This window comes from Bradyrhizobium sp. STM 3809 (assembly GCF_000239795.1).
Classification (GTDB): Bacteria; Pseudomonadota; Alphaproteobacteria; order Rhizobiales; family Xanthobacteraceae; genus Bradyrhizobium.
The window spans coordinates 1-12,069 of sequence record NZ_CAFJ01000012.1; the positions used below are offsets into that span (position 1 = coordinate 1).

The 12,069-nt window shown below is 68.7% G+C and carries 11 protein-coding genes; 4 read left to right on the forward strand and 7 right to left on the reverse strand.

The features are described 5' to 3' along the window. The first annotated feature begins 165 nt into the window (after positions 1–165). Positions 166–1,026, forward strand: coding sequence for a DMT family transporter (locus tag BRAS3809_RS00725; protein WP_008960183.1), 861 nt, complete (start codon positions 166–168; stop codon positions 1,024–1,026). Positions 1,027–1,036: 10 nt separating this feature from the next. Here BRAS3809_RS00725 and BRAS3809_RS00730 read toward each other — a convergent pair whose 3' ends face one another. The 4 genes from BRAS3809_RS00730 to BRAS3809_RS00745 form a co-directional block, all read right to left on the reverse strand. After that, positions 1,037–1,750, reverse strand: a complete 714-nt coding sequence (locus BRAS3809_RS00730) for a hypothetical protein (RefSeq protein ID WP_008960184.1) — start codon at positions 1,748–1,750, stop codon at positions 1,037–1,039. A 73-nt stretch (positions 1,751–1,823) separates the two neighbouring features. After that, complete coding sequence (gene radC / locus BRAS3809_RS00735; RefSeq protein ID WP_008960185.1) at positions 1,824–2,534, reverse strand: RadC family protein; 711 nt, start codon at positions 2,532–2,534, stop codon at positions 1,824–1,826. A 66-nt stretch (positions 2,535–2,600) separates the two neighbouring features. Further along, positions 2,601–3,140: an MAPEG family protein gene (locus BRAS3809_RS00740; RefSeq protein ID WP_008960186.1), complete on the reverse strand. Its 540-nt coding sequence runs from the start codon at positions 3,138–3,140 to the stop codon at positions 2,601–2,603. Between the two features lie 55 nt (positions 3,141–3,195). After that, positions 3,196–4,752 (reverse strand): bifunctional AfsR/SARP family transcriptional regulator/alpha/beta hydrolase, encoded by a 1,557-nt coding sequence (locus BRAS3809_RS00745; RefSeq protein WP_008960187.1) that lies wholly within the window; start codon positions 4,750–4,752, stop codon positions 3,196–3,198. Between the two features lie 166 nt (positions 4,753–4,918). On the opposite strand from BRAS3809_RS00745, the gene mddA reads away from it, so the two are divergent. Both mddA and BRAS3809_RS00755 read left to right on the forward strand, forming a co-directional pair. Then, entirely contained in the window at positions 4,919–5,698 is a 780-nt protein-coding gene (gene mddA / locus BRAS3809_RS00750) for a methanethiol S-methyltransferase (RefSeq protein WP_008960188.1), read from the forward strand. Between the two features lie 198 nt (positions 5,699–5,896). Further along, positions 5,897–7,087, forward strand: a complete 1,191-nt coding sequence (locus BRAS3809_RS00755) for an MFS transporter (protein ID WP_008960189.1) — start codon at positions 5,897–5,899, stop codon at positions 7,085–7,087. Here BRAS3809_RS00755 and BRAS3809_RS00760 read toward each other — a convergent pair whose 3' ends face one another. Continuing rightward, positions 7,088–7,891: an intradiol ring-cleavage dioxygenase gene (locus tag BRAS3809_RS00760; protein ID WP_008960190.1), complete on the reverse strand. Its 804-nt coding sequence runs from the start codon at positions 7,889–7,891 to the stop codon at positions 7,088–7,090. 93 nt (positions 7,892–7,984) lie between these two features. Continuing rightward, positions 7,985–8,809 carry a type I methionyl aminopeptidase gene (gene map, locus BRAS3809_RS00765; RefSeq protein ID WP_008960191.1) on the reverse strand — a complete coding sequence of 275 codons (825 nt, stop codon included), beginning with the start codon at positions 8,807–8,809 and terminating at the stop codon, positions 7,985–7,987. Positions 8,810–9,241: 432 nt separating this feature from the next. On the opposite strand from map, the gene BRAS3809_RS00770 reads away from it, so the two are divergent. Continuing rightward, the gene (locus BRAS3809_RS00770) at positions 9,242–9,982 is read left to right on the forward strand and encodes a LuxR C-terminal-related transcriptional regulator (protein WP_008960192.1); all 741 of its coding nucleotides are present in this window, start codon (positions 9,242–9,244) and stop codon (positions 9,980–9,982) included. Between the two features lie 384 nt (positions 9,983–10,366). Here BRAS3809_RS00770 and BRAS3809_RS00775 read toward each other — a convergent pair. Beyond that, on the reverse strand, positions 10,367–12,069 hold a 1,703-nt coding region (locus tag BRAS3809_RS00775), incomplete at its 5' end, for a S8 family serine peptidase (protein WP_035654782.1).

Genomic DNA, 12,069 nt, shown 5'->3' on the forward strand with positions numbered 1-12,069 from the left:
TCGACCACCGCCATCGTCCGGGCGCCGGGCGGGCGCGGGTCGGAGGCCGCCGTTCTCAATTGTATCATCTCTCACATCAGTACAGTTCGGCGATATTGTACTGATCCGTGGCTCCCCCGGCAACCTCGTGCAGGCTAAGGAGAGGCCTCGAAGGAGGACCAGGCCATGAAGGGATCGATCGACGGCTGGGGCAGCGGCGCCATCGGCATGACGATCTTCAGCGGCTCGCTGCCGGCGACGCGCGCGGCGCTGGAGGGCTTCGCCCCGCTGTTCCTGACCAGCGCGCGGGCGACGCTCGCGGCCGGTCTCGCCGCGCTGTGCCTTGCAGCGCTGCGACAGCCGATCCCGGGACGGCGTGAACTGTGGTCGCTCGTGATCGTCGCGCTCGGCGTCGTGATCGGCTTTCCGCTGCTCACCGCGCTGGCGCTCCAGCACGTCACCTCGGCGCATGCGATCGTCTTCATCGGACTGCTGCCGCTGTCGACCGCCGCGTTCGGAGTGCTGCGCGGCGGCGAGCGGCCGCGGCCGCTGTTCTGGCTGTTCGCCGGTCTCGGCGCGGCGGCGGTCTCCGGCTTCGCGCTGTCGCAGGGCGGTGCCGCCTCGCTCACCGGAGATCTCGTGATGATCGCCGCGATCATCGTCTGCGGCCTCGGCTATGCCGAGGGCGCCCTGCTGACCCGCAGGCTCGGCGGCTGGCAGGTGATCTCGTGGGCGCTGCTGCTGTCGGTCCCTGTCATGCTGCCGCTGGCGCTGCTGACATGGCCGGCGTCCACGCAGCCGATCAGCACGCCGGCCTGGCTGGGCCTCGTCTACGTCTCGGTCTTCAGCATGTTCGTCGGCTTCGCCTTCTGGTATCGCGGCCTGTCGCGCGGCGGCACGGCCAGCGTCGGGCAGTTGCAACTGCTGCAGCCATTCCTCGGCCTCGCCTTCGCGAGCCTGCTGCTGCACGAGCCGGTGTCCGCTACCATGCTCGGCGCGGCCGCGATCGTCGTGCTCTGTGTGGCAATGGCGCGCCGCTGGGCGTGAGCCTGCGGACCTATTTGCGGCGATACAGGCCGGTGAAGCTGACGCCGGCGCCGCCGCAATCGCCGTTGTCCTCGACCAGCAGCCAGGCGCCGACGCGCTGCAGGCGCACGCGGCATTCGTCGCCGGCATTCGGCCGCTCGAACGGCGTGCTGCCGTCGTCGACGAAGGCGACCAGGCCGTCCTTCGGTTCGGCGGTCGCGGCAATCGAGCCATTGTGCAGGTCGCGTCCCGTCGGCAGCACCTGATCGCCTTCGATCCGCAGCCGGCCGCCGCCGGCGGCGGTGATCGTGAGCCCGCCGCCGGGATGCTCCCAGCGGCCGGTCCAATCTGCGCCCGCCGGCGCTGCCATCGGTGCGACCGGCGCGAGCGCCGCGCGCGGCAGCCAGCCGCTGGTCCAGGTCTGTTGCCGGGCATGCGGCGACTGGTAGCTGACGCAGGTGAAATCGCCGCGCGTCCTGCCGACCAGCACCAGGTCGTCGCCGACCAGATAGGCCTTCCTCCGGCAGGCGTCCGTCGCAGCCGGACAGCTCGCGGCCTTGAAGTCGTCGTCATAGGGGCTCTTCACGAAATTGACGCGCGGCTGCCCGCTGACCCGGGCGACCGCGAGCGGCCGCGCATCGTCCCAGCCGATGCCGTTGCAATTGGCCGGGTCGTTGGCGTCGTAGGCGGCGGCGCTCGTTGCGGTCAGCAGACTGAAGATGAAGCCGATCCAGCTTTTGCGCATTGAGACCCCGCCATGCTTTGCCAGACGTAGGTGATCCGGTGCGGGCAACCGGTTCAACGGCCCCTTCGCCTGGTCACATCAGGCCGTTGCTCTTCAGGCTGGTGTGCCCGTTGCGGCCGACGATGATGTGGTCGTGCACCGTGATGCCGAGCGGCTTGGCGATCTCGACGATGGTCCGGGTCATGCGGATGTCGGCCTGCGACGGCGTCGGATCGCCGGAGGGGTGGTTGTGCACCAGGATGATCGCGGTCGCCGACAATTCCAGCGCGCGCTTGATCACCTCGCGCGGATAGACCGGGGTGTGGTCCACCGTGCCGGTCTGCTGCACCTCGTCGGCGATCAGCTGGTTGCGCTTGTCGAGGAACAGCAGCCTGAACTGCTCCTTGTCGGCGAACGCCATGCTGGTCCGACAATAGGTGATGACCTCCTGCCACGACGCCAGCGCGTGCTTCTGCCGGACCTCGCCCCTGGCGATCCGGTGCGCGGCTGCCGCGATCAGCTTGAGCTGCGTGATCGCGGCATCGCCGATGCCGTTGAACTCGCGCAGCCGGGGCTCAGGCGCATGGATGACGTCGGCGAACGATCCGAACGTCTTGATCAGCGCCTTGGCCAGCGGCTTGACGTCGCGCCGCGGCAGCGCCGCGAACAGCACCATCTCCAGCAGCTCGTAGTCGCTGAGCGCCTCGGCGCCGGCGCTGTGGAAGCGCTCGCGCAGCCGCTGCCGATGGCCGTGATAATGCGGCGTCTCGGGCTTGTCGTCGGGGGGAAGGGCGTTGTCCGGCATCGGTGCCAGCATGCCGCGGAGAATCGTTTTTGCAACCTCGAAGTGTCGGCGCCTGCGCGTCTTCCGTCAGGCCGCACGCCCGCTCAGCACCAGGACCAGGCCGATGATGAGCGCGAACGCCGTCGGGTAGAACGTGAGCGCGAAGCCGAAGGCGCGGCCTGCGGCGCCGCGTGCATAGCCCAGCCAGAACAGCAGGCGGCCGAGGCCGAACAGCACCACGAGCGTGGTCAGCAGCGTTGCGGGATCGGGCAGCGTCGCCGCCAGGCCGAGATGCACGGCGATCGCGAGCACGACCTGCTCGAGCGTATTCTGCAGGATCGCATTGCCGCGGCGGACGGCCTCGCTGGCCACCGTCGTCGCCGCGCCGGCGATGTCCTGGGCGGAGAAGAAGCGCAGGCGGGCGACGTTGCCGATGGCGGCGAGCAGCCAGGCCAGCACGCACAGATCGAGCCGCAGCGCCATCGCCAGCCGCTCGGCTTCCGGCTGCGCGGCGCTGCCGCCGTGCCACAGCGCGAGGCCGATCGCGACGACGCCGGTCAGCGCAGCAGCGGCCATGCCGGCGGCGACCTGGCGCTGCTCGCGACGAAAGGCGGCGTCCTCGCTCATGATGACCAACGTTCTCCTGCTGCTCCCGCCGCTGTCGTTCTCAACGCGCTCGGCGTCACGCCGATCCCGGAAGGCGGTCGAGGAAAGATGCGATGGCGGCGAGCACCGGCTGCTGGTCGCCGGCGAAGATCCAGTGATCGGCGCCGTCGAGCGCGACGAACGTCGCGCCGGGGATGTGGCTGGCGAGATGCCGGCCGGCACCGATCAGCACCGCGCGGTCCTTGCGACGGTGCAGCACCAGCGTCGGCGCCGACACCTGTGCGAGCAGATGCCGCACGTCGGTGTCCCGCAACGCCTCGAGCAGGCCCTTGATCGCGCCCGGGCTCGAGGCGGCGCGCAGCAGGCCGGCCCACCAGGCGCGCGCCTGCGGATCGCCGGCGAGGCTCGGCGCGAACGTCTCGATGCCGGCCGGGCCGCCCCATTCGGCGACGAGCTGCTGCAGCCAGAGGCCATATTGGCTGGCCTGCAGCGCATGCGGATAGTCCGCTGTCGCGCTGCCCTTGGCCAGCGAGGCGAACAGGATCAGCCCGGCGACGCGCCGGGGATGCGCGGCGGCAAACGCAATGCAGGCGGGTCCGCCCTCGGAGGCGCCGAGCAGCACGGTGCGCCGGCTGCCCGCGGCGTCGAGCACGGTGGCGATGTCCTGCGCGGTGGCTTCGAGATCGGGGCTCGAGCCGACCCGGTCGGACAGCCCGACGCCGCGGCGATCGAGCAGGATCAGGCGGCCCATCGATGCCAGCGAGGACAGCAGCGCGCGGCAGCGCGGCTCCTCCCAGATGCGCTCGACATGGGAGACGAAGCCGGGCAGCAGCAGGATGTCGAGCGGGCCACGGCCATAGGTCTGGTAGGCGAGATGGATGCCGTCCTTGCCGACATAACGCGTCGGCGGCGTGGTCTCCTCCTGAATCGCCGCGCCCTGTCCGAGCAGGGCCAGCGTGTCCGCTTCCGGCGCCACGCCGAGCTCGTCGCGCAGAGATTGTGTCAGCGCCGCGAGATGACGCTCGGCGCCGGCGCGGTCGCCCGACAGCACCAGGCTGCGGATCAGCGCGCGGCCATAGACCTCGCTCAGCGGATCGAGCGCGACGAGACGCCGGGCGTGGCTGATCGCAGTGGCATGGTCGGCTGCCGCGCTCGCATCCTGCACCACCCGTTCCAGCGCCTGGACCACGCGCCCGCGCAAGGCCTCGCGGCGGAAGAACGCCCATTCGTCGAAGTTCGGGCAGTCGCCGGGCGTGAAGCCGTCGAGGAAGTCACCGTTGTAGAGGCTGCACGCGCGGGCGAATTCGCCGCGATCGCAGGCCGCCTCGAAAGCCTGGCAGTCGACCTCCAGCTCGCCTGTCGGCGCCCAGCGGATCGTCGTGCGGTCCACCGCCAGGCAGCCATCGCCGAGCACGATCTGGATCCGGTGCAGCAGGCGGCGCAGCCGCGCCCGCGCCACATCCTCGGGACTGTCAGGCCAGAACATCGTGGCGACGATGTCGCGTGCGACGGCGGTCCTCGCCTCGGCGAGGTACACCAGCAGCGCCAGGCCCTTGCGCAGCGACAACGGGCACGGCGCGTCGTCACGGCGGATCTCCGGAAAGCCGAAGGTGCGGACGCTGAACCGGGGCATCGTGACGAGACCTGCTTTGGCGGCGTCGGGGGACGCTCAGGGGACGGTCGCCTGATAGCGCTCAGGCTCGATCGCGGCGCGCGCTGGGGATCGGTCGATCCCTCGGCGCTGCTTGGCGCTCCTTGGCGCTCCTTGGCGCGGCCGGCCGCACAACCGGAGAGCATCCATGTTCGCACGTCTCCTCATCCTGTTCTACGCCGTTGCCAGCTACGGCATTTCTCTCGTGTCCTTTGCCTGGGCGCTGGCCTTCGTCGGCAATTATGACCAGTTCGGCGCCAAGACCATCGACAGCGGCGCGGCCGGGAGCCTCGCCGAGGCCGTCATCGTCGACGGGCTGCTGCTCGCGCTGTTCGCGCTCCAGCACAGCGTGATGGCGCGGCCGGCGTTCAAGCGCTGGTGGACGAGCCTCATCCCGGCCGCGGCCGAGCGCAGCACCTATGTGCTGCTCTCCAGCCTGGCCCTGCTGCTGCTATTCTGGCAGTGGCGGCCGATCCCGATGCCGCTGTGGCATGTCGAGGGACTGGCCGCGACCCTGCTGACCGGCCTTCACGGGCTCGGCTGGCTGATCGTGCTGAGCTCGACCTATATGATCGATCATTTCGAGCTGTTCGGGCTGCGCCAGGGCCTCTTCGCGCTGCGCGGCGCGGAGGCGCCGGCGCACCCGTTCAAGACGCCGCTGCTGTATCGCCTCGTCCGGCATCCGATCATGCTCGGCTTCCTGATCGCCTTCTGGGCCACGCCTGAGATGAGCGTGGGCCATCTGCTGTTCGCGGCGCTCAGCTCCGGCTACATCCTCATCGGCCTGCAGCTCGAGGAGCGCGACCTGGTCGCCGTCTTCGGCGAGACCTATGAGCGCTACCGCCAACGGGTTCCGATGCTGCTGCCGCGGCTGATCGGTCGCCGCGGAACTTCGACGGCCGACGTCGAAGCTCAGCGGATCCGCTAGCTGTCGGTGCCGCGCCGCGCCTGGACACGCGCAGGCATCGGCCGAAGCCTGCGCGCTGCCCTGCCCACGCAGACGTGAACTGGTGAAGTGGACCTTCAGGACCTATGTCCGGCTTGAATGCTGCGATGCAAAATCGGGGCTTCACGGCTTTGATGCCTTGCGGCACTGATGGATTGTCCCGCCTGGAGACGTTTTCCGTTGACCACCATCACGTCGGATTCCGGCGACACGCTGTCGGCCTGGATCACCCTGCTGCTCGCCTTCTCCTGCGGGCTGATCGTCGCCAACATCTATTATGCGCAGCCGCTGATCGGGCCGATCAGCGCCGATCTCGGTCTCAAGCCGCAGCTCGCCGGCCTGCTGGTGACGATGAGCCAGATCGGCTACGGCGCCGGCCTGCTGCTGGTCGTGCCGCTCGGCGACCTCATCGAGAACCGCAAGCTCGTCATCGCCACCATCATCGTCGGCGCCGCGGCGCTCGCCTGCGCGGCACTTTCGACGCAGCCCTCCACCTTCCTGCTCTCGGCGCTGCTGATCGGCTTCGGCTCGGTGGCGGTGCAGATCCTGATCCCCTACGCCGGGCACATGGCGCCGGAGGCGATCCGCGGCCGCACCGTCGGCAACGTCACGACCGGGCTGATGCTCGGCATCATGCTGGCGCGGCCGCTGGCGAGCTTCGTCGCGGCGCATGCCTCCTGGCACGTGATCTATGCGGCTTCGGCGGTGGCCATGCTGTCGCTCGCCGTGGTGCTGCGCGTGGCGCTGCCGCCGCGCGAGCCGCAGGCGCGGCTGAGCTACGGCCAATTGCTCGGCTCGATGGTGCAGCTCTATCGCGACACGCCGGCACTGCGCCGCCGCGCGCTGTACCAGGCGGCCCTGTTCAGCTGCTTCAGCGTGTTCTGGACCACCTCGCCGCTGCTGCTCGCGGGGCCGGACTTCCGCATGTCGCAAACCGGCATCGCGCTGTTCGCGCTCGCCGGTGTCGCCGGTGCGATCATGGCGCCCGTCGCCGGCCGGATCGCGGATCGCGGCTGGACGCGGCCGGCGACGATCGCGTCCATGCTGCTGTGCGCGGCCGGCTTCGCGGCGACGCTGCTGGCGCCGCCCGGAACCAACTGGTCGCTGACCCTGCTGGTGATCGCGGCGATCGCGATCGATTGCGGCGCGCAGCTCAGCCTGATCCTCGGCTATCGCGTGCTGTTCGTGCTCGGCGCTCATCAGCGCAGCCGGCTCAACGGGCTCTACATGACGACGTTCTTCGTCGCCGGCGCCGCTGGCTCCGGGCTCGGCGCCTACGTTTATGCGCATGGCGGCTGGACGCTCGCCGCTGCGCTCGGCACCGCGCTGCCGCTCGCCGCCCTGGCCTATCAGTTCACGGAACGCGACTGATCAGAACGGGCTGCGCTTCAGCCCGGGTACCAGCGCTGCCAGCCGGTCCTTGATCCACGGCGCCGGCGGCAGCCGGCCCGTGGGCATCTCGACCGGCTTGGCCGCCTCGCGGCGTACGGCCAGCGTCAGCGTCGCGAGATAACGGTCGCGCTCCTCCTTCACAGCGCAATAGGCGCGATGATCGGGATCGGCGTCGGTGGCGACGCGGTCGTTGGCGTTGATGACCAGCCGCTGCTTCGGGCGCCCCGTGTAGTCCGGGACGTTGCTGTAGATGAACTCGTTCAGCGCCTCTGGAAAGAAGGTCTGCCCGGTCAGCACCGTGGCCTCGTCGACGAACACCCTGAAATGGATGTGGGTGGCGCGGCCGGCATACCATCCGGGATAGATGGTGTTGAAGCCGGCCCAGCCTGCTGCATCCGCCATCTGCGTGCCGCGCAGATAGGTCTTGCCGCTCTGGTCGAGCTTGTGGGTATCGCTCTGGCCCGGATAGCCGGAATAGATGCCGCGCGCGTCGCACTGCCAGACGTCGACCCGCGCGCCAGGGATCGGCGTGCAGGCGCCCGCCTCGATCACGCGCAGCCGCAACCCCAGCGGCACGCCCGGCCGGCCCTCGGTGATGTCGGTGCGCACCAGCTTGGGATCGAAATAATACGGACCGGATTCGGACTGCGGCGTGAGGATGCAGGCGTCTTCGGCGCCGGCGGCCGGAGCGGGCGTTTCCGAGGCGGCGCGTGCGGACGGCGACAGCAGCGCCGCGCTCGCCGAGAGCAGGCCGAGGACGCCACGGCGCGTTGCAGTCGTCACGGAAGCCTCCTGCGGTCATGCACGATGGAGGCAATCGAGCAGCCGCGCATGGCAACAATCGGACGCCGCGCGGCGCTGCGGCGCAGACCCCGCTCACACCTGCGTCAGCGGCTTCTCGCCATGGCGCTCGGAGAGCGTGAAGATCTCGACGCCGTCATCGGTGACGCCGACCGAATGCTCGAACTGCGCCGACAGCGAGCGGTCGCGCGTCACCGCGGTCCAGCCATCGGACAGGATCTTCACATGCGGCTTGCCGAGATTGATCATCGGCTCGATAGTGAAGAACATGCCGGGCTTGAGCAGCACGCCCTCGCCGGGGCGGCCGACATGGATGATGTTCGGCTCGTCATGGAACAGCCGGCCGAGGCCGTGGCCGCAGAAATCGCGCACCACGCTCATGCCCAGCGGTTCGACGAAGCTCTGGATGGCGTGGCCGATGTCGCCGGTGGTGGCGCCGGGCTTCACCGCGGCGATGCCGCGCATCATCGATTCATAGGTGACCTCGATCAGCCGCTCGGCCTTGCGCGAGATCGGGCCGATCGCATACATGCGGCTCGAATCGCCATACCAGCCGTCGACGATGAAGGTGACGTCGACATTGATGATGTCGCCTTCCTTCAGCGGCCGGTCGTTCGGCATGCCGTGGCAGACCACGTGGTTGATCGAGGTGCAGGTCGAGTAGCGGTAGCCGCGATACATCAAGGTCGCCGGATAGGCGCCGTGGCTGAAGGCGAACTCGCGCACGACGTCGTCGATCCGGGAGGTCGGCACGCCCGGCTTGACGATATCGGTGAGCGCATCGAGGCACCTCGACACCAGCGCGCCGGCCTTGCGCATGCCGGCGAAGCCGCTCGGGCCATGCAGCTTGATCTGGCCGTTCTTGCGCGCAGCGGTGTCGGTCGCTTCGATATAGCTCATGGGCCTGTTTCGTTCTCGAACATGTCGTGGGGGTGATCGCCTAATTTAATGATCGCGCCAGCCGGCGCAAGCGGCCTCTCGGGGGGGCGCGGTCAGGCCAGTGTGCGCCGGTTCCGTTCACAAATCGTCGAACGTTTTCATGCTGTGTCGCGACACACCCTGTAGGTGCATTTGCAAGTCCATGTTCTTTCGGTGAGGAGACCGCGCAGATGTACAGACAAGGCAGCATCATACCGGTTTTTTGCCGGACGCTGCGACGAAGCGCCCGGCAGGTCCGAACACGTTCTTGTCATGATCGGGGCGCAGATTTCGCCCAAAGGTTGTTCAATTCCCAGCATCATTTCATCTGCAATCCACACCGTCTCTGCCAGGGCACGTCGTAGTCACGTCCCCGCAGGACCGCTGCAGCCATTTTGCAATTGGGAGCTTCCAATGTCGCGACGCGCCGTCGAGTTCGGCATGCTACCGGTTCCCTCCCTCGCGGCCGACATGCCCGGGATGGTCGCCGGCAAGATCCGCATTCTCATCGTCAGCGAAACGCGCTTCTACCGGGAGGCTCTCGGCGCGCGGCTCGGGCAGAATGTCCGGCTCGAGGTGATCGACACGGTCGATCATCGCGGCGCGCTCGGCCTGGTCACGTCGAGCCGTCCGGACCTGGTGCTGCTCGACGTCGGCGAATGGCACGGCCTGGAGCGCGCCACGACGCTGCTGCATGCGCAGCCCGACCTGGAGATTCTCGCGATCGGCGTGCCCGAGATCGCAGCGCCGGCGCTGGCGGCGATCGGCCGCGGCATCGCCGGATGCGTGCCGCGCGACGGCTCGATCGACGATGTCATCGCCCAGGTCGACCGGCTGACGGCGGGCGGCCGCGGCGAGCCGATCCCGAGCGAGCAGATTTCGATCGTCGCCGAACTCGACGAGCCGCCCGAACTGCTTCAACCGACGGCTGCTCAGCCGATGCCTGCGGCCAAGCCGCGCTTCGGCGAGCTCACGCCGCGCGAATGCGAGATCCTGCAGATGATCGAGGTCGGATTGTCCAACAAGGAGATCGCGCGCAATCTCCGCATCGAAGTGGGCACGGTCAAGAACCACGTGCACAACATCCTCGAGAAGCTCAACGTACGCCGCCGCAATCAGGCCGCCCACCGGCTGCGGGCGCATCATCAGCGCTGAGCTTCAAAATGCGCCAATTCGGCTGCCCGCCCGATTGACCGCCTCACGGTTCGAGTCTGCCTGTCGTGATCAGAGCTGTCGCATGGGGAGATGCACGGCCGTCGCGACGAGCAATCCTACAAATGAGTTGCCCGGTCATGCCCGGGCTTGTCCCGGGCATCCACGTGGTTCTCAGCACGCCGAACGACGTGGATGGCCGGGCCTTCGCCGCGCTGAAGCGGCTTCGGCCGCGCAGGCGGGACAAGCCCGGCCATGACGACTTCGAGAGAGACGAGAATAAAAGTGCGATCGCCATTTGCGAAAGCTGTGCCGTCTTGATCAGGGCTGAACGCAATCCGCCGGCGTTGCCGGCCGGCGGATTGTTGTTTTGCGTAACGCCGACCGTCAGACCAGTCCCGCGCTGCGCATCTGCAGGAAGCTCTGCAGCAGCGCCGGATGGATCATCTGCGGCTGCAGATAGGCGTTGGCGAACGGCGAGCCCTGATATGGCACGCCGTAGCTGAGCGTGCCGCCGAGCGAAGGCGCGGTCGATGCGGTCGCCATGTTGCCGCTCTGGGCCGCCGCGGTGAGGCCGGCGACGCGCTGCAGGTCCGGCACGCCGACGCCTTCGCGCGTGGGATCGCCGAGATAGCGCACGCCCGCGCTGGCGAGCAGCTGGTACAGCTGCGACACGCGCTGTTCGTTGCGGGTCTTGGCGGCATCGCGGAACACCGGATGGTGCGCGAGCAGCAGCGCGCCCATGCCGGTGATGTGCGGCGTCGCCATCGAGGTGCCGTCCCAGGCCGCGTAGCCGCCGCCGGGCACGGTCGACACGATCGCCACGCCGGGCCCCGCCACCGCGATCTGCGGCCCGAAGCAGGTGAAGCGCGGCGAGAACATCGCGCCCGCGATCATGTTCGGCACGACCGTGCGCGCATGATAGCTGTCGTCCGGGAACTCGCCGAGCTTGCCGATCGCCGACACCGTCAGAACGGATGGCTGATTGCCGGGGAATTGCACCGGCCCGCTGGCATTGCCGGCCGCGACGATGCAGGCGACGCCATTCTGCCGCGCCTCGATCAGCTTGTGCGCAACCAGCTCTGACTGCTCGCTGCTGCCGAGGCTCATGTTGACGATGTCGATGCCGCGCGCGATCGCCTGGTCGAGCGCGTCGATCAGGTCGCTGAAGCGGCCGCCGGGGAACACCTTGAGCGCATGCACCTCGGCCGCCGGCGCGAAGCCGCGCACCGCCTTCAGCTGGCCGGACGTGGCCGCCGTGATGATGCCGGCGCAATGCGTGCCGTGCGACATCGTATCCCGGGTCCAGCTCGCGCCGTCCTTGTTGTTGGTGAAGTCCATGCCGCGCGTGACGTGGGTCAGCTGCGGATGGCTGCTGTCGCAGCCGGAGTCGATGATCGCGACCTTGACACCCTGTCCGGTGAGCGAAGCATCGATCTGATCGAGCTTCATCAGCTGCTGGCCCCAGCCGACATAGGGCGCCTGCGGAAAGCCCTGGAAGGTCGCCGTGAACGGCTGCAGCTGCAGCGTATTGACGCCGTCGGACAAGGCGGGACGTTCGAACATGCGGTCCCAGTGGTTCGCCACCGGCTTGACGTAGATCGCCTGGATCGTCTCCAGCGGTCCGCCGAACACGGTCACGGTGACCTCGCCTCGGTCGTCGGTCACGCCCTGGCCGGGGAAGCCCATGCCATAGACATAGACCGTCGCCTTCGACAGCGGCTGTCCCGACGTGCTGACGACGCGCAGCCGCACGTCGACGCCGATGCCCGGCTGCATCGTCATCGCGTTGTTGAAGGCCATCGACAGATCGTCGGCGTGACGCAGCAGGGCGTCGTGTTCGACGATGACGTTGGGCGGCGCGCTGGCGCGCAACGCCGCGCCGCGTGCCGGATCCATCTCGGCGACCACGATCTCCGGCATGCCGCCGCCCCCGCCGCCGGCCGACAGCGCGCCGAAGCCGCTCGGCTTGACCTGCTTGATGATCTGCACGTCCGGCATGTTGTTCAGCGTCGTCGCGATCGCATCCACCGCCATCGGCTGCACGCCGGGCAGCGGTCGCGCCGCGACCAGGAAGTGCGATCGCCGCG